The 17,425-nt window shown below is 68.9% G+C and carries 15 protein-coding genes; all 15 read left to right on the top strand.

The window, feature by feature from the left end; all coding sequences use genetic code 11:
- Window positions 1-109: 109 nt before the first annotated feature.
- The 15 genes from rpsO (at window position 110) to miaB (ending at window position 17,414) form a co-directional block, all read left to right on the top strand.
- On the top strand, window positions 110-379 hold the full coding sequence (rpsO, locus tag ABD264_RS10175; RefSeq protein WP_144942260.1) for a 30S ribosomal protein S15: 270 nt from the start codon (window positions 110-112) through the stop codon (window positions 377-379).
- 277 nt (window positions 380-656) lie between these two features.
- Window positions 657-2,912 (top strand): polyribonucleotide nucleotidyltransferase, encoded by a 2,256-nt coding sequence (locus tag ABD264_RS10170; protein ID WP_126874825.1) that lies wholly within the window; start codon window positions 657-659, stop codon window positions 2,910-2,912.
- A gap of 21 nt (window positions 2,913-2,933) precedes the next feature.
- Window positions 2,934-4,337: a M16 family metallopeptidase gene (locus ABD264_RS10165; RefSeq protein WP_126874824.1), complete on the top strand. Its 1,404-nt coding sequence runs from the start codon at window positions 2,934-2,936 to the stop codon at window positions 4,335-4,337.
- 16 nt (window positions 4,338-4,353) lie between these two features.
- Window positions 4,354-5,112, top strand: coding sequence for a 4-hydroxy-tetrahydrodipicolinate reductase (gene dapB, locus ABD264_RS10160; RefSeq protein ID WP_144942258.1), 759 nt, complete (start codon window positions 4,354-4,356; stop codon window positions 5,110-5,112).
- Entirely contained in the window at window positions 5,109-5,744 is a 636-nt protein-coding gene (locus tag ABD264_RS10155; protein WP_144942257.1) for a hypothetical protein, read from the top strand. The genes dapB and ABD264_RS10155 overlap by 4 nt, the downstream gene beginning before the upstream one ends.
- A gap of 9 nt (window positions 5,745-5,753) precedes the next feature.
- Window positions 5,754-6,689 (top strand): 4-hydroxy-tetrahydrodipicolinate synthase, encoded by a 936-nt coding sequence (gene dapA / locus ABD264_RS10150; protein WP_144942256.1) that lies wholly within the window; start codon window positions 5,754-5,756, stop codon window positions 6,687-6,689.
- A gap of 15 nt (window positions 6,690-6,704) precedes the next feature.
- On the top strand, window positions 6,705-8,399 hold the full coding sequence (locus tag ABD264_RS10145) for a ribonuclease J (protein ID WP_145010430.1): 1,695 nt from the start codon (window positions 6,705-6,707) through the stop codon (window positions 8,397-8,399).
- A gap of 84 nt (window positions 8,400-8,483) precedes the next feature.
- Window positions 8,484-11,447 (top strand): FtsK/SpoIIIE family DNA translocase, encoded by a 2,964-nt coding sequence (locus tag ABD264_RS10140; protein WP_344205892.1) that lies wholly within the window; start codon window positions 8,484-8,486, stop codon window positions 11,445-11,447.
- On the top strand, window positions 11,444-12,076 hold the full coding sequence (pgsA, locus tag ABD264_RS10135) for a CDP-diacylglycerol--glycerol-3-phosphate 3-phosphatidyltransferase (RefSeq protein WP_144942253.1): 633 nt from the start codon (window positions 11,444-11,446) through the stop codon (window positions 12,074-12,076). The genes ABD264_RS10140 and pgsA overlap by 4 nt, the downstream gene beginning before the upstream one ends.
- The gene (locus ABD264_RS10130) at window positions 12,073-12,642 is read left to right on the top strand and encodes a CinA family protein (protein ID WP_303106095.1); all 570 of its coding nucleotides are present in this window, start codon (window positions 12,073-12,075) and stop codon (window positions 12,640-12,642) included. Before pgsA ends, ABD264_RS10130 begins: the two co-directional genes overlap by 4 nt.
- A 154-nt stretch (window positions 12,643-12,796) precedes the next feature.
- On the top strand, window positions 12,797-13,222 hold the full coding sequence (locus ABD264_RS10125; RefSeq protein ID WP_144942252.1) for a helix-turn-helix domain-containing protein: 426 nt from the start codon (window positions 12,797-12,799) through the stop codon (window positions 13,220-13,222).
- 202 nt (window positions 13,223-13,424) lie between these two features.
- Entirely contained in the window at window positions 13,425-13,646 is a 222-nt protein-coding gene (locus ABD264_RS10120; RefSeq protein WP_144942445.1) for a DUF3046 domain-containing protein, read from the top strand.
- Between the two features lie 165 nt (window positions 13,647-13,811).
- The gene (recA, locus tag ABD264_RS10115; protein ID WP_144942251.1) at window positions 13,812-14,957 is read left to right on the top strand and encodes a recombinase RecA; all 1,146 of its coding nucleotides are present in this window, start codon (window positions 13,812-13,814) and stop codon (window positions 14,955-14,957) included.
- A gap of 17 nt (window positions 14,958-14,974) precedes the next feature.
- Window positions 14,975-15,745: a regulatory protein RecX gene (locus ABD264_RS10110; protein ID WP_344205887.1), complete on the top strand. Its 771-nt coding sequence runs from the start codon at window positions 14,975-14,977 to the stop codon at window positions 15,743-15,745.
- Between the two features lie 130 nt (window positions 15,746-15,875).
- A complete protein-coding gene (miaB, locus tag ABD264_RS10105; RefSeq protein ID WP_344206049.1) occupies window positions 15,876-17,414 on the top strand; it encodes a tRNA (N6-isopentenyl adenosine(37)-C2)-methylthiotransferase MiaB in 1,539 nt (512 codons plus the stop codon).
- The last annotated feature ends 11 nt before the right edge of the window (window positions 17,415-17,425 follow it).

Below are 17,425 nucleotides of genomic sequence, written 5' to 3'. Positions count from 1 at the left end.
AAAATGGTCTGACTGCGGTCCGTGGTGGTCGGGCCCCGGGGCGAGCCCCGGACCCCGGGCGGGAATCTCACGCACCGGGCGGACACGGTACTAACTCGAGGAGTTACCCATGGCACTTGATGCCGCAATCAAGAACCAGATCATCACCGAGTACGCAACGCACGAGGGTGACACCGGTTCGCCGGAGGTGCAGGTTGCCGTGCTGTCTCGCCGGATCTCCGATCTGACCGAGCACCTGAAGACGCACAAGCACGACCACCACACCCGTCGTGGCCTCATGGGCCTCGTGGGTCGCCGCCGTCGCATGCTCGATTACCTGCGTCGCACCGACATCGCCCGCTACCGTGCGCTCATTGAGCGCCTCGGCCTGCGCAAGTGATGTGACCCGGAGGTTCCCCGCGCTCCCCGAGGGCGGGGAACCACCACCCCCGGCTCTGCTCGTGACGAGCACTGCCACGGGCCACCTCACGGTGGCCCCCACTGGGGCGCACCCGGAACCCCGGGACCGCACCCGCACCACGAAAACTCCCTCGCGTCCGCGCAGCATGTCGCGGTCCTCGACAGTGGCCTTCGCAACGCACCGCGCTGCGAGCGCCTCGATCGAAGACCGGTGTGTCGCGCGGGGCGCGTACCACCTAGGAAACAGGAGGTGACCCTTGGAGGGTCCCGAGATCCAGAGTGCAGAAGCCGTGATCGACAACGGCTCCTACGGAAAGCGCGTCGTGCGCTTCGAAACCGGGCGTCTCGCCCGTCAGGCCGCCGGCTCCGCCATGGTCTACATCGACGAGGAGACCTCGATGCTCTCGGCCACGGCCGTGGGCAAGCACCCCCGGGAGGGCTTCGACTTCTTCCCGCTGACCGTGGACGTGGAGGAGCGGATGTACGCCGCCGGCCGCATCCCCGGTTCCTTCTTCCGCCGCGAGGGCCGTCCGTCCACGGACGCGATCCTCACGTGCCGTCTGATCGACCGCCCGCTGCGCCCCGCGTTCGGCAAGGGCCTGCGCAACGAGGTGCAGGTTGTCGTCACGGTCATGTCCATCGCGCCGGACGAGATCTACGACACCGTGGCGATCAACGCCGCGTCCATGTCCACCACGCTGTCCGGCATGCCCTTCCAGGGTCCGGTGGGCGGTGTGCGCATGGCACTGATGGCCGAGGAGAACGGCGGCCACCAGTGGATCGCGTTCCCCAAGCACTCCCAGCTGGAGAACGCCGTGTTCGACATGGCGGTCGCCGGCCGCGTGGTGACCACCAAGGACGGCGGTGAGGACGTCGCGATCATGATGGTCGAGGCGGAGGCCACCGACAACGCGTGGGAGCTCGTCAAGGGCCAGGGGGCCGTCGCCCCCACCGAGGAGCTCGTGGCCGAGGGTCTTGAGGCCTCCAAGCCGTTCATCAAGGCCCTGTGCGACGCGCAGGCGGACCTCGCGGCCCGCAACAAGAAGCCCGAGATGGAGCTGCCGCGCTTCGGGGGCTTCGGCGACGACGCCGCCGAGGCTGTGAAGAACTTCGTGGGCGAGCGCATGGCGCAGGTCTACTCGATCGCCGGCAAGCAGGAGCGCGAGGCCGCCACCGACGAGCTGCACCGGGACACCCTGGCGGAGCTCGCCGGCGAGGGCAAGGCCTTCGAGGGCCGCGCGGACGAGATCAACGGCGCCTACCAGGCGCTCACCAAGCAGACCGTGCGCCAGCGGATCCTGAAGGACGGCGTGCGCATCGACGGCCGCGGCCTCACGGACATCCGTGAGCTCAGCGCCGAGGTGGACGTGCTGCCGCGAGTGCACGGCTCCGCACTGTTCGAGCGCGGCGAGACCCAGATCCTGGGTGTCACCACGCTGAACATGCTCAAGCTGGAGCAGCAGATCGACTCGCTGTCCCCGGTGAAGCACAAGCGCTACATCCACCACTACAACTTCCCGCCGTACTCCACGGGCGAGACCGGTCGAGTGGGTTCGCCCAAGCGCCGCGAGATCGGCCACGGCGCCCTCGCCGAGCGCGCGATCACCCCCGTGCTGCCCACGCGCGAGGAGTTCCCGTACGCGATCCGCCAGGTCTCGGAGGCGCTGGGCTCCAACGGCTCCACCTCCATGGGCTCGGTCTGCGCCGCCACGCTGTCGCTGTTCAACGCCGGTGTGCCGCTGCGCGCCCCGGTGGCGGGCATCGCCATGGGTCTGGTCTCCGACACCGTGGACGGCGAAGTCCAGTACGCGGCCCTGACCGACATCCTGGGTGCGGAGGACGCGCTCGGCGACATGGACTTCAAGGTGGCTGGCACCTCGGAGTTCGTCACGGCCATCCAGCTGGACACCAAGCTCGACGGCATCCCCGCCTCCGTGCTCGCGTCCGCGCTGACCCAGGCCCGTGAGGCCCGGCTGTACATCCTGGACGTGCTGACGTCCGCGATCGACGCCCCGGACGAGATGAGTGAGTTCGCGCCGCGCGTGATCTCGGTGACGGTCCCCGTCTCCAAGATCGGCGAGGTCATCGGCCCCAAGGGCAAGATGATCAACCAGATCCAGGAGGACACCGGCACGGACATCTCCATCGAGGACGACGGCACGGTGTACATCGGGGCCACCGATGGTCCGTCCGCGGAGGCCGCGCGTTCCGCGATCAACGCGATCGCTAACCCGCAGGTCCCCGAGGTGGGGGAGCGCTACCTGGGCACGGTCGTGAAGACCACCACCTTCGGTGCGTTTATCTCCCTGACCCCGGGCAAGGACGGTCTGCTGCACATCTCCGAGATGCGCAAGCTCAACGACGACAAGCGCGTCAACGAGGTGGACGACGTCCTGGCCGTGGGCCAGAAGGTCCAGGTGGAGATCACCAAGGTGGACGACCGCGGCAAGCTCTCGCTCTCGCCCGTCGTCGCCGGTTCCGACGCACCGGCCGACACCGACGACGAGAACTGAGCGGGGGGCCTCCGGTACTCGATGACTGTCGTCGACCTACCCCTGAAGGCGGGCGACCCGTCGGAGCTCGACTCCGGCGCGGACGCCCGCCTTCGGGCATCCCCAACCCCGGACCCCGGCCGCGGCTTCACGCACGTGGTGCACGACGACGCCGAGGGTGACGTGATCACCCGTACGGTTCTGCCGTGCGGCACCCGTGTGCTGACGGAGCGGATGCCCGGGCAGCGCTCGGTGTCCGTGGGCTTCTGGGTGAGCCTGGGCTCGCGGGACGAGGCCCCGGGCATGCTCGGCTCCACCCACTTCCTGGAGCACCTGCTGTTCAAGGGCACGTCCCGACGCAGCGCCCTGGAGATCGCGGAGGCGTTCGACCGGGTGGGTGGGGAGTCCAACGCATTCACATCCCACGAGCACACGTGCTACCACGCACGGGTGCTGTCCGACCAGCTGCCCATGGCGGTGGACGTCCTGGCAGACATGTTCACCGGGGCGGTGCTCGACCCCGAGGAGTTCGACCGCGAGCGCGGTGTGATCCTCGAGGAGATCGCCATGGACCGCGACGACCCCATGGACTTCGCGTTCGAGCAGTTCAACGCCGAGGTGCTCCACGGCTCCGCGCTCGCGCGGCCGATCGCCGGCACGCCGGAGGAGATCCGCAGTGTCACGCGCGACGCCGTGTGGCGCCACTACCGCGGGGCCTACCGTCCTGAGAACCTCGTGGTCACGGTGGCAGGCGGGCTGGAGCACGAGAACGTGGTGCGGCTGGTGCGGGAGTCGCTGGTGCGTGCGGGCTGGGACCCGGACGAGCCCGCGGCGGCCGGTGCGCGGCGTCGCACCCTGGTGGCGCAGCCCAGGCCCCTGGTGGGCACGCACACGTTCGAACGACCGGTGGAGCAGGCGCACGTGGTCCTGGGCGGCTCCGGGCTGCCCGTGGGGGACGGGCGCCGCTTCACCATGACCGTGCTCAACGCGGCGCTGGGAGGGGGAATGTCCTCACGGCTGTTCCACACGATCCGCGAGCAGAAGGGCCTGGCGTACTCCACGTTCTCGTTCTCCGGCTCGTACTCGGACGCCGGGTTCTTCGGCATGTACGCCGGGTGCACGCGGGAGCGGGTGGAGCAGGTGAGCCGGCTCATGCGGGAAGAGCTGGACCGTCTGGCGCAGGACGGCATGGACGCCGCGGAGCTCGCGAAGGTCGAGGGCCAGGTCAGCGGGGCCACGGTGCTCGCGCTGGAGGACACAGGTTCCCGGATGTCCCGGCTGGGTTCGGCGGAGCTGAAGACCGGGTACTTCATGGACGTGGACGAGTCGCTGCGCCGGATCCGCGCTGTCACGTCCCAGGACGTGCAGCAGCTCGCGGCGCAGCTGGGGCAGGACGCCACGGTGCGCACCGTGGTCGGCCCGGGCGCGTCGGAATCGCAGGACTGAGAAAGGTGGTAGGGACATGAACGACCGGATCAAGGTTGCCGTACTGGGCCGAAACGGGCGCATGGGCTCCGAGGCGGTGCGCGCCGTCGAGGATGCACCGGACCTGGAGCTCGTGGCTGCGCTCGGCCGCGGGGACGACCTCCAGGAGATCGTGGACGCCGGGGCACAGGTGGTCGTGGACCTCACGGTTCCGAGCGCCACGCGGGAGAACGTGCGCTTCGCCGTGGCCCATGGTCTCCACGCCGTCGTGGGCACCACGGGTTGGGACGACGATGCCTTGGCGCAGCTGCGGGAGCAGCTCGCGGAGGCGTCGGGCACAGGTGTGCTGATCGCCCCGAACTTCGCCGTGGGTGCGGTGCTCGCCATGAAGTTCTCCGAGCTGGCAGCGGCGTTCTTCGAGTCCGTGGAAATCGTGGAGCTGCACCACCCGCGCAAGCTCGACGCGCCGTCGGGCACCGCAAGCCGAACGGCCGAACTCGTCGCCCGCTCCCGCGAGCGCGCGGGGCGAGGATCGTCCCCGGACGCGACGGAGTCGGATCCGTTCGGTGCGCGCGGTGCGGACGTGGCAGGCGTGCACGTCCACTCCGTGCGACTGCAGGGACTTGTGGCGCACCAGGAGACCCTGCTCGGCAACACCGGTGAGCAGCTGACGCTGCGCCACGACTCGTTCGACCGCGTCTCGTTCATGACCGGCGTGCTCCTGGGCGTGCGCTCGGTCGCGGAGCACCCCGGTCTCACCGTGGGCCTCGACGGCTACATGGACCTGGGCCTGTGAACTCCGCGGGCCGCCGGGGAGGGTTGCGCTGGTGGAGCGCCGCCGTGATTGCGCTGCTCGTGCTCACGGTGCTGCTGCTTCCCGTCTCCGCGGGGTCCAAGACGTGGCTGATCGCGATGCTCGCCCTCGCGGGAGTCTTCACAGTGCTCGAGGTCGGGTCCAGGGGCCGGATCCTCGCGGCGCTGATGGTGGCACTGCTCACCCTCTACCTGGGGCTCTCCTTTCATCGGGCCGTGCTGCTGCTCGACAGCGACGGGTGGATCGCAAAGCTGCTCGGGGTGGCCATGCTCGTGATCCCCGCGGTGGGGGCGTGGGCGATGGTGCGCGAGATCGTCTTTGGCGCCCGCACGCAGCGCCTCGGACGCGAGCTCGCGGCCAGGGGTGAGCTTCCCGCGGACGACCTGCCGCGAACACCCTCGGGGCGCTACGTGCGCGAGGCCGCGGACGAGCGGTTCGACGTCGTCCGCCGTGAGGTTGAGGCACGTCCCCAGGACTGGGGCGGCTGGTACCGACTGAGCCTGGCCTACTCGGCCAGCGGCGACGGTCGTCGCGCGCGCGGTGCGATGCGCACAGCCATCGCCCTGCACGGCGGGGCAGACCCCGAGGCGGTGCTCGTCGGCTCTGGGCGGTAACCTGTGACCATGACTGAACACAGCACCCCTGTGCCGACCGACCGCCCCGCGCCCATGTTCGGGACCCTGCTCACCGCAATGATCACCGTCTTCCACGAGGACGGCGCCGTAGACCTCGAGAGCACGGCGCGCCTGGCGGAGGAGCTCGTGGACGGCGGCTGCGACGGTCTGGTGGTCTGCGGCACCACCGGCGAGTACTCCACGATGACCGACGAGGAGAACCTCTCGGTCTTCCGGGCCGTCAAGGAAGCCGTGGGATCGCGCGTTCCCCTGCTCGGGGGCACCGGTTCCAACGACACCGAGCACTCCCGGTACCTGTGCCTGGAGGCCCAGAAGATCGGGATGGACGGGCTGCTCGTGGTCACCCCGTACTACAACAAGCCCACGCAGGCCGGGATCGAGGCCCACTTCCGCTCCCTCGCGGACTCGGTGGACACGCCGATCATGATCTACGACATCCCGGGCCGCTCCGGTGTGCCGATCGAGCCCGAGACCATGATCGCGCTCGCCTCGCACCCCAACATCGTCGCCGTCAAGGACGCCAAGGCGGACTTCATGGCCGCCGCGCGCGTAATGGCGGAGACGGACCTCGTCTTCTACTCGGGCGACGACGGTCTCACCCTGCCGTGGATCGCGCTCGGTGCCGCCGGGCTCGTCGGCGTGACCACTCACGTGGACACCCCCCGCTACCGACGCCTGGTGGACGCGGCCCTGGGATCGGACCTCGAAACCGCTCGGCAGATCAACGAAGAGCTGCTCCCGCTCGTGCGCGCCACGATGACCCGCGTGCCGGGTGCGGTGGCCGCCAAGACCATTCTTCAGTGGCAGGGTCGCCTGCCGAACAACACGGTGCGGCTTCCGCACGTGGCACCCACGCAGGCCGAGCTGGAGCAGATCCGTGCGGATCTGAGCACGTCGGTGGCTGCGAACACTTTGACCGACTGAGACGAAAGGGGTCTCATGACCCAATGGAACACCGCTGACCTTGTCAAGCCCCCCGCACTGGCGAAGGACACCCTGCGTGTCATTCCGCTGGGCGGGCTCGGCGAGGTCGGCCGGAACATGACCGTGTTCGAGATCAACGGGCAGCTGCTCGTGGTCGACTGCGGCGTGCTCTTCCCCGAGGAGACGCAGCCCGGTGTTGACCTGATCCTGCCGGACATCAACTACCTCCGGGACCGCCTGGACGACATCGTGGCGATCGTGCTCACGCACGGCCACGAGGACCACATCGGCGCCGTCCCGTACCTGCTCAAGCGGCGCCCGGACATTCCCATCCTGGGCTCGCAGCTGACTCTCGCGCTGATCGAGGCCAAGCTGCAGGAGCACCGCATCAAGCCCTTCACCATGGCCGTGCGCGAGGGGCAGGTGGAGAAGCTGGGCGAGTTCGAGTGCGAGTTCGTCGCGGTGAACCACTCCATCCCGGACGCCTTGGCCGTGTTCCTGCGCACCAAGGCCGGGACGGTGCTGCACACGGGCGACTTCAAGATGGACCAGCTGCCCCTCGACGGGCGCATCACGGACCTGCGGCACTTCGCGCGGCTCGGCGAGGAGGGTGTGGACCTGTTCCTCACCGACTCGACCAACGCTGAGGTCCCCGGATTCATCGCGTCGGAGAAGGCCATCGGCCCCGTCCTCACGGACGTGGTCTCCCGCGCCAAGCAGCGAGTGATCGTGGCTTCCTTCTCCTCGCACGTGCACCGTGTCCAGCAGGTGCTCGACGCCGCGGTGGCCAACGGTCGCAAGGTGGTCCTGATGGGCCGCTCCATGATCCGCAACATGACGATCGCAGAGAAGCTCGGCTACCTGGACGTCCCGCCGAACGTGCTCGTGGACCAGAAGAAGGTCGCGGACTACCCGGACGACAAGCTGGTCATCATGTGCACGGGTTCCCAGGGCGAGCCCATGGCCGCGCTGTCCCGCATGGCCAACGGGGACCACAAGGTACAGGTCAACGAGGGCGACACCGTCATCCTGGCCTCGTCCCTGATCCCGGGCAACGAGAACTCTGTGTTCCGCGTGATCAACGGGCTCATGCGCCTGGGGGCCCACGTGGTGCACAAGGGCAACGCGAAGGTGCACGTCTCAGGCCACGCCGGGGCGGGCGAGCTGCTGTACTGCTACAACATCGTGGAGCCCGAGTACGTCATGCCCGTTCACGGTGAGGTCCGCCACCTGATTGCCAACGGTGACCTCGCCAAGGAGACCGGTGTCCCGGAGGACCGCGTGATCCTCGCGGAGAACGGCACCGTGGTGGACATGCACAACGGGGCCTCCAAGATCACCGGTCAGGTGGAGTGCGGGTTCATCTACGTGGACGGCTCCTCGGTGGGAGAGATCACCGAGGCCGACCTCAAGGACCGCATGACGCTGGGTGAAGAGGGCTTCATCTCTGTGGTCACGGTGGTGAACCGGGACACCGGCAAGATTGTCTCCGGCCCGGACATCCACGCCCGCGGCGTCGCGGAGGAGGACAAGGTCTTCAACGAGATCCGTCCGAAGATCGCCGCCGCGCTGGAGGAGGCATTGGGGGAGAGCGGGAAGAACCACACCTCCCACCAGCTGCAGCAGATCGTGCGCCGAACGGTGGGCTCCTGGGTCTCGCGAAAGCTGCGCCGCAAGCCCATGATCGTCCCGGTGGTCGTCGAGGCCTGAGCCCACGGCCCCACCACCCAGCTCCAGCGGCCCGCCCGACATGCACTCCGGGCGGGCCGCTGTCCGTCCGGGTACCCTGGAAGCATGGCGTCACGAACTTCCCCCGCGCGCTCCGCGAAGACCGCCACCCGGTCCGCGAAGTCCTCGGGATCCCCCAAGAATGGCAGGAAGACCCCGGCCCGCGACACGGCCAAGACCTCCTCGGCAGCCCCGGGTGCCCTGCGGGGGATTGTGAACGCGTGGTCGGGCGTCGGACACGTGGTGGGTGCCGCGGTACGTCGCGTAGGCACCCTGCGCACGGACATCGCCCCCGAGCAGCGCCGTGACGGTGGGGCCCTTGTGTGGCTCGTGCTCGCAGTGCTGATCGCCGCGCTCGAATGGTGGAACCTGCGCGGCGTGGACTTCGCCGCCGTGGCTGTTCCCTCGTCCTGGGCACACGCCGTGGTGGGCGGGACTTTCGGGTTCATGGCCCTGGTGCTGCCCATCTTCTGCTTCTGCTTCGCCGTGCGGATCTTCCGCCACCCCGAGGCCACCCAGGCCAACAACCGCATCGCCATCGGACTGCTCGCGCTGACGGTCGCCGGAGCGGGAACCGCCCACATTGCGGGCGGCTCGCCCTCCCTGGGAGACGGCTTCGAGGCGGTATGGAGCGCCGGGGGCTTCGTGGGCTTCCTCGCGGCGGACCCGCTGTCATCTCTCATCACCCCGTGGGGCGCGCTCGTGGTCCTCGTGGCGCTCGCCGTGCTGGCACTGCTCGTCATGACCGCGACGCCCGTGGGGGAGATCGGGCCCCGGCTGCACCTGCTCTACCGCAGGCTCACGGGCCAGACGGAGCCGCGCAGCACGGACCTCTCCGCCCCGCAGCATGACCGCTCCTACCTGGACCCCGCGAGCACGGCGCGTTCCGCCCGCACGGCGCGCTCGCGGCGTCGTCGGGAGCGCGAGGAGCTGGACCGCTACGACGGGGACGAGGCCTTTGAACGCGCTGTGGTCGACGAGGCCAACCGCCGCGAGGCGAAGGGAGCACACGCCACGAGCGTGTTCGACCTGGGCTCGAGCGCTCCCCGCAAGGGCGGCTCTTCGAGCGCCCGCGCCGCCGCCACGAAGGCCAAGACCGCGGACGCCTCGGACCTCCAGTCCACCGACTCGGTGCCGAGCCCCGAGCCCGCGCTGCGTCCCGGTGAGAAGCGGCCCACCCGCTCCCAGCGCGCGGCCCAGAAGCTGCGCGAGGAGCAGGGCATCGCGCCGGCCGGGGACACCGCCGCGGCGTCGGACGCCCCGGCCCTCGCCGCGCTGGACGACACCACGGACGTCCACGAGCCCGGAGGCTCCCACGACGTCGCGACCCGCACCCACACGCCCAGCACTCCGATCCCCGCCCGCTCCGAGCAGCTGAAGCTGCAGGGCGACGTCGCCTACAGCCTGCCTCCGGTCGCGGACCTCGTGCAGGGGCCCCCGGCGAAGGAGCGCTCCGAGGCAAACGACCAGGTGGTCGCCGCGCTGACCAACGTGCTGCAGCAGTTCAAGGTGGACGCCGAGGTCACGGGCTTCTCCCGCGGCCCCACGGTCACCCGCTACGAGATCGAGCTGGGATCCGGCACCAAGGTGGAGCGCGTCACCGCCCTGTCCAAGAACATCGCCTACGCCGTGGCCTCGGCGGACGTCCGCATCCTCTCGCCCATCCCGGGCAAGTCCGCGATCGGTATCGAGATCCCGAACACGGACCGCGAGACCGTGGCGTTGGGCGATGTGCTGCGCTCGCAGAAGGCCCGCACGTCCGATCACCCCATGATCATGGGTGTGGGCAAGGACGTCGAGGGCGGCTTCGTGCTCGCGAACCTGGCCAAGATGCCGCACATGCTCGTGGCTGGTGCCACAGGGGCGGGCAAGTCCTCGTTCGTGAACTCGATGATCGTCTCCATCCTGATGCGCTCCACCCCGGACGAGGTGCGCCTGGTCATGGTGGATCCCAAGCGCGTTGAGCTCACCGCGTACGAGGGCGTGCCGCACCTGATCACCCCGATCATCACGAACCCCAAAAAGGCCGCCGAGGCCCTGCAGTGGGTCGTGCGGGAGATGGATGCGCGCTACGACGACCTCTCCCACTTCGGGTACAAGCACATCGACGACTTCAACAAGGCCGTGCGCAACGGCAAGGTCCAACCGGAGCCCGGCTCCAAGCGGACCATCCGGCCCTACCCGTACCTGCTGGTGATCGTGGACGAGCTCGCGGACCTCATGATGGTCGCCCCACGGGACGTCGAGGATGCCATCGTGCGCATCACCCAGCTCGCCCGTGCCGCGGGCATCCACCTGGTGCTCGCCACCCAGCGCCCCTCGGTGGACGTGGTCACGGGCCTGATCAAGGCGAACGTGCCCTCCCGCATGGCCTTCGCGACGTCATCGGTCACGGATTCGCGCGTGGTTCTGGACCAGCCCGGTGCGGAGAAGCTCATCGGCCAGGGAGACGCCCTCTTCCTGCCCATGGGCGCCTCGAAGCCCATGCGCGTGCAGGGCGCGTGGGTCTCCGAGTCCGAAATCCACAAGGTCGTGGAGCACGTGAAGTCCCAGATGTCCGCGCACTACCGGGACGACGTCGTGCAGGAGGCACCCAAGAAGGCCATTGACGAGGACATCGGGGACGATCTCGACGTCCTGCTGCAGGCCGCGGAACTGATCATCACCACGCAGTTCGGCTCCACATCCATGCTGCAGCGCAAGCTGCGCGTGGGCTTCGCCAAGGCCGGGCGGCTCATGGATTTGCTGGAGTCCCGCGGCGTCGTCGGCGCCTCCGAGGGCTCCAAGGCCCGGGACGTGCTGGTCAAGCCGGACGACCTCGCGGCCACCCTGGCACTGATCCGCGGGGAGGAGCCGCCGGCCGGTGGCGGGACAGCGCAGGAGGCCGCGGGAACCGCGGGAGCCGGTGCGGTGAATGGCTCGGTCGACTACGGTGAGGACCCGGTCGAGGCCTCGCTTGCCGATGTTGCACACGACTACCACGACGGGTCCGATGAATCCGAGGACGCATGGGAGCTGACGGGACGATGACCACAAACCACGACGTAACGCCCCAGGGTGACCCCGCCCCCAGGGCTTCGAACTGGAACCTGCCGAACGCACTGACCGCGCTGCGCATCGTGATGGTGCCGTTCTTCGTGTGGTTCCTGGTGGCCGGGGGCACACACGGCGAGGACTCCATGGCCATGCGGTGGGCCGCGGTCGTGACCTTCGGGCTGGCGATGCTCACCGACAAGCTGGACGGGGACATCGCGCGTGCCCGCAACCTCATTACGAGCTTCGGCAAGATCGCGGACCCCATCGCGGACAAGCTGCTCACGGGAGCGGCGTTCGTGGTGCTCTCGATGCTCGGGGAGCTGTGGTGGTGGGTGACCATCGTCATCCTGGTGCGCGAGTGGGGCATTACCGTCATGCGCTTTGTCGTGATTCGCTACGGGGTCATGGCGGCGTCCAAGGGTGGCAAGACCAAGACCGTGCTGCAGACCGCGGCCCTGATCGCGCTGCTGCTTCCCCTCGCCCCGTTCGTGGGCCAGTGGTGGCTGTGGCTCGCGTGGCTGCTGACGGCTCTGGCACTGCTCGCCACCGTGGTCACCGGTGTGGACTACGTCGTAAAGGCCGTGCAGCTGCGCAACCGCGCGGTCAGGGGAGAGGGCGAGTGAGCGGCTCGGTGCCGTCCGCCCCGGGCAACGACGCCGCTGCGGCTGGTGACAACACTGTCCTGTCCGGGCGGGACAGCAGTGTCTGCGGGCACGACGCCGCGGGGCTGGTCACGCTCGCCACGCGCCTCGGTATCACGGTGGGCACGGCAGAGTCCCTCACGGGAGGTGCGGTGGCGTCGGAGATCGTCACGGTCGCCGGGGCGTCGTCGTGCTTCGAGGGCGCCGTGGTGAGCTACTCGCACGCCGTCAAGGAGCATGTGCTGGGGGTGTCCCGCGAGCTGCTGGAGCGTGTGGGGGCGGTGGACGCGGACGTCGCTGCCGCCATGGCGCGCGGGGCGCGCGAGGCCCTCGGTGTGGACTGGGCGGTGTCGACCACCGGCGTCGCCGGGCCGGAACCACACGACGGCCACCCCGTGGGCACGGTGTTCGTGGGCGTCAGCGGTCCCACGGGCGACTCCTCGCACCGCCTCGCCCTCACGGGTGACCGAACGGGTATCCGGGCCGCCACCGTGGCACGTGCGATCGACATACTGACGACTCAAATTGCTTTCACAGCCAACGCATAGTGCTTTTCGGGCGGCCGCAGGGAACAATTGAACATGCAAGCACGTTATGACAGTCGGAGTATTGAGCCAGTCGGGCTCAAGTTCTCTGGAATCCACCGCAGCCGGGATGGTGCGGAGAGGCCCCGTTCGTTCGTACGAGGAGTAGGCAATTCACATGACGAAGCAACCCGTGTCTGTCAATGGTGTCGTCCGTTGGAAGGACGTGGGTGTGGCCGATGAAACTCACGCGGAGACCCACGAGATGAAGGTGGGCGTTCTGCGCCAGGAGATCGGAGAGGTGTTGCGCAACGTCCGCCAGCGCCAGGGGCGCACGCTGCGCGAGGTCTCGCACAGCGCCCGCGTCTCCCTGGGATACCTCAGCGAGGTGGAGCGCGGCCAGAAGGAAGCGTCCTCGGAGTTGCTGGCCTCGATCTGCACGGCCCTGGAGATCCCCATGTCCCAGATGCTGCGCGAGGTCGCTGACCGGCTCGCCTACGCGGAGGGCAACTTCATCCCGGACACCGTGCCGTCGGAGATGACGGAGGAGTTCACCCGGGAGATGCGCCAGCTGCGCGGCGGCAGCGCCGCGAGCGCGCGTTGAGAGAACCCCTGGCGCGGGAGGTGCACACCTCTGGCCAGGGGACTTGGAAGCACACGAACGGACCCGCCCTCGGGCGGGTCCGTTTCGTGTGCGGGTCCGGCCCGTGGAATCGTGCCGTGCGATTCGGGAGGGTCAGCCGACCGAGGGCACGTGCCCGGGTGGTTCGCGGGGAAGAGACCACGACGAGGAGGAGGTGACGAGCATGCGAGTGAGTGCGTTCTGGGAACTCATGGCCCACGAGTTCGGGGCAGCCTACTGCAGGGTGCTGGCGCGGGACCTCGTGCTGTCCGAGCTGGGGGACCGCACGGCGAGCGAGGCGCTCGAGGCGGGGGAGGACCCCAAGACCGTGTGGTTCGCGGTGTGCCGCGCGCAGGAGGTGCCGCAGTCCCGGTGGTGGGGGCCGGACCAGCCTCCGCGGCGGTGAGGGCGGGCCGACGTGCGCTGCACCGGATTCGAAGGTATATTCGAACCCGGTCGCGCGTACTCCACACCCGGCACCGGTCTCTTATGGGTGTCGGACCCCCGCTATACCGTGGACTGCGAAGACATCATCAGGGCCACACCGGCCCCCGAGAACCAGAGGTGAAACATGGCAGCCAAGTCCAAGGGTGCACCCGCACCCTCTCAGGTGGCCGGCTCTGATCGTGAGAAGGCACTGGACACCGTGCTCTCCCAGATCGACAAGAACTACGGTAAGGGCTCGGTCATGCGGCTGGGTGACCGTCCCGCTACGAAGATCGAAACCATCCCCACCGGATCCATCGCACTGGACGTCGCGCTGGGCATTGGCGGGTTCCCCCGGGGCCGCGTCGTGGAGATCTACGGCCCGGAATCCTCCGGTAAGACCACCGTGGCCCTGCACGCGGTCGCCAGCGTTCAGAAGGCTGGCGGCATCGCCGCGTTCATCGACGCCGAGCACGCCCTGGATCCCGCCTACGCGGAGAAGCTCGGCGTGGACACGGACAACCTGCTGGTCTCCCAGCCGGACACCGGCGAGCAGGCGCTCGAGATCATGGACATGCTGGTGGGCTCCGGTTCCATCGACATCATCGTGATCGACTCCGTGGCGGCCCTCGTGCCCAAGGCGGAGATCGAGGGCGAGATGGGTGACAGCCACGTCGGTCTGCAGGCCCGCCTCATGTCCCAGGCGCTGCGCAAGATCACGGGGCGGCTGTCCCACACCAACACCACGGCCATCTTCATCAACCAGCTGCGCGAGAAGATCGGCGTCTTCTTCGGCTCGCCGGAGACCACCACGGGTGGCAAGGCGCTGAAGTTCTACGCGTCCGTACGCGTGGACGTCCGCCGCATCGAGACGCTCAAGGATGGTGCCAACCCCGTGGGCAACCGCACGCGCGCCAAGATCGTCAAGAATAAGATGGCCCCGCCGTTCAAGCAGGCCGAGTTCGACATCCTCTACGGCCAGGGGATCTCCATCGAGGGCGGTCTGATCGACATGGGGGTGGAGCACGGGATCGTCAAGAAGTCCGGTGCGTGGTTCACCTACGAGGGCGACCAGCTGGGGCAGGGCAAGGAGAACTCCCGCCGATTCCTCAAGGACAACCCGGAGCTCGCCCAGGAGATCGAGCGCAAGATCCTGGTGAAGCTTGGCATCACCGAGGATCCGGACGAGGCGTCACAGGATGCGGACGCACTGGAGGACGTCGGCCAGGACCTGGACCCTGGCGCGCCCTTCGCTCCCCAAAAGGACGACACGGAGCTTCCCGCCTTCTGAGGTGAGGGACCGCACCCATGAGTGACTCGTCACGCTACGACGCCCGGCACCGCCGGGCCGCGGCATCTCGCCGTGGCCCGGCGGCGGCGTCCGCGTCGCGGTCCGCGGCCGACTCCACCCCGTCGGGGAACGCGCTGTTCGCGGTTCCTCCCGTGGCGCAGCACCACGCCGAGCCGGGGGAGGGGCCGGCGCTGGTCCCTGAGGGCGGATCAGAAACCTCCACCGGTGAAGCACACGGCGGGGAAGACCTCGGGGTGCGCGAGCGCGCCCGGTCGATCGTGCTGCGTCAGCTGACGGCATCGGCGAAGTCACGGCGCCAGCTGGAGGACAAACTGGCGGACAAGGACATCCCGGACGACGTCGCCGGGGAGGTGCTGGACCGCCTCGAAGAGGTCAACCTCGTGGACGACCGCGCTTTTGCGGCGATGTTCGTCCGTTCGCGGGCTGAGACCCGGCGCCTGTCCCGGTCAGCGCTGCGCCGTGAACTCTCGCACCGGGGGATCATCGGTGAGATCGCGGAGCAGGCCCTGGACCAGCGCTCGGACGAGGACGAGCTCCGGGACGCCCACGAACTCGTCCGCAAGAAGCTCCCCGCTACCCTGGATCCGAGCGACCGCAAAGAGTACGAGAAGCTCACCCGCAGGCTGGTGAGCATGCTCGGCCGGAAGGGGTACGCACCGGGGCTCGCGTTCGCCGTTGTGAAGGAGGAGCTGGCGGACCTCGGATCGGCGGGAGCCGGGGAAGAACGGCCGGACCTGGACGGCGCGGACGTGTGGGACACCCCCTGAGCCGCTAAGGTGCCGAGGTGCTGAGGGCACGCCCGGTGCAGTTACTGGCCCGCATCTCGCCACCGCCGGAACTGACTGACGCCACCGGGGGAGAATTTGACCCGATCCCTAAAATGAGGGGGTGACTCAGATGCCCCGGTCGGTTCAGCCGCAACCCCTCCAGCCCTCCGCCCCGTACAAAGCGTTCGACGCCCGCCAGGCTGCACCGGCCTACGAGGTGCGCACCCTGGGGTGCCAGATGAACGCCCACGACTCCGAGCGCATCACCGGTCTGCTGGAGACCGCCGGCTACGTTCCGGCCGTGGGCCGGGAGCCGGACCTGGTCGTCTTCAACACGTGCGCGGTGCGGGAGAACGCGGACAACAAGCTCTATGGCCAGCTCGGTCAGCTCGCACCGGTGAAGCGTCGCAACGACCGGCTGCAGATCGCCGTGGGCGGTTGTCTGGCCCAGAAGGACCGCGCCACGATCGTGGAGAAGGCACCGTGGGTGGACGTGGTCTTCGGCACGCACAACATCGGCTCTCTGCCGGTGCTGCTGCAACGGGCCCGTCACAACGAGCAGGCCCAGGTGGAGATCCTCGAGTCTCTGGAGACGTTCCCCTCTGCGCTTCCCACCAAGCGCGAGCAGGCCTACGCCGGATGGGTGTCGATCTCCGTGGGGTGCAACAACACGTGCACGTTCTGCATCGTCCCGCAGCTGCGCGGCAAGGAGAAGGACCGCCGTCCCGGGGACATCCTTGCCGAGGTGCAGGCCCTGGTGGACTCCGGTGCGGTGGAGGTGACGCTGCTCGGGCAGAACGTGAACTCCTACGGCGTCGAGTTCGGAGACCGCGGCGCGTTCGCCAAGCTGCTGCGCGCGTGCGGGGAGATCGACGGGCTGGAACGCGTGCGGTTCACGAGTCCGCACCCGGCGGCGTTCACGGATGACGTGATCGACGCCATGGTCGAGACTCCCAACGTGATGCCGCAGCTGCACATGCCGCTGCAGTCCGGTTCGGACCGCATCCTGAAAAACATGCGCCGCTCCTACCGCTCGAAGAAGTTCCTGGGGATCCTGGAACGTGTCCGCGCGAGCATCCCTGGCGCGGCCATCACCACGGACATCATCGTGGGCTTCCCCGGGGAGACGGAGCAGGACTTCCAGGACACGCTGGACGTGGTGGCCGCCTCCGAGTTCTCCTCGGCATTCACGTTCCAGTACTCGGTGCGCCCCGGCACCCCCGCGGCAGAGATGACCGACCAGGTGCCCGCGGCCGTTGTGCAGGAGCGCTTCGAGCGTCTCACGGCGCTGCAGGACGAGATCAGTGCCCGCCTGAACCGTGAGCTGGTCGGTTCCCGCGCGGAGGTCCTCGTGAGCGCACAGTCGGGCCGCAAGGCGCAGAGCACCCACCGGCTCTCGGGCAGGGGCCGTGACCAGCGCCTGGTCCACTTCAGTGTGCCGGAGGGCGCACCCCAGCCGAGGCCGGGGGACGTCGTGAGCGTCCCCGTGACGAGCGCAGCGGCCTACCACCTGCTCGCGGATCCCCGTGACGCCTCCGAGTACGAGCTGCGCCGCACCCGCGGTGGGGACGCCTGGGAGGCGGCGCAGGCCGAGTCCTGCGCCGCGCCTTCGTCGTCCGGGGCACCGGGGCCAGTGGGCCTCGGCATGCCGTCCCTGCGGAGACCCTGAGCCGTGCCGGC

Source organism: Kocuria salsicia, from assembly GCF_039532055.1.
Classification (GTDB): Bacteria; Actinomycetota; Actinomycetes; order Actinomycetales; family Micrococcaceae; genus Kocuria; species Kocuria salsicia.
This window is presented reverse-complemented; position numbering and strand designations above follow the sequence as displayed.

Excerpts from the sequence above, each read along its gene's own strand:
- recA (WP_144942251.1), top strand. The coding sequence starts at position 13,812 with ATGGCAGCCAAGTCCAAGGGTGCACCCGCACCCTCTCAGGTGGCCGGC.
- dapB (WP_144942258.1), top strand. The coding sequence starts at position 4,354 with ATGAACGACCGGATCAAGGTTGCCGTACTGGGCCGAAACGGGCGCATG.
- ABD264_RS10110 (WP_344205887.1), top strand. The coding sequence starts at position 14,975 with ATGAGTGACTCGTCACGCTACGACGCCCGGCACCGCCGGGCCGCGGCA.
- ABD264_RS10125 (WP_144942252.1), top strand. The coding sequence starts at position 12,797 with ATGACGAAGCAACCCGTGTCTGTCAATGGTGTCGTCCGTTGGAAGGAC.
- pgsA (WP_144942253.1), top strand. The coding sequence starts at position 11,444 with ATGACCACAAACCACGACGTAACGCCCCAGGGTGACCCCGCCCCCAGG.
- ABD264_RS10165 (WP_126874824.1), top strand. The coding sequence starts at position 2,934 with ATGACTGTCGTCGACCTACCCCTGAAGGCGGGCGACCCGTCGGAGCTC.
- ABD264_RS10145 (WP_145010430.1), top strand. The coding sequence starts at position 6,705 with ATGACCCAATGGAACACCGCTGACCTTGTCAAGCCCCCCGCACTGGCG.
- dapA (WP_144942256.1), top strand. The coding sequence starts at position 5,754 with ATGACTGAACACAGCACCCCTGTGCCGACCGACCGCCCCGCGCCCATG.
- rpsO (WP_144942260.1), top strand. The coding sequence starts at position 110 with ATGGCACTTGATGCCGCAATCAAGAACCAGATCATCACCGAGTACGCA.
- ABD264_RS10140 (WP_344205892.1), top strand. The coding sequence starts at position 8,484 with ATGGCGTCACGAACTTCCCCCGCGCGCTCCGCGAAGACCGCCACCCGG.
- miaB (WP_344206049.1), top strand. The coding sequence starts at position 15,876 with ATGCCCCGGTCGGTTCAGCCGCAACCCCTCCAGCCCTCCGCCCCGTAC.
- ABD264_RS10120 (WP_144942445.1), top strand. The coding sequence starts at position 13,425 with ATGCGAGTGAGTGCGTTCTGGGAACTCATGGCCCACGAGTTCGGGGCA.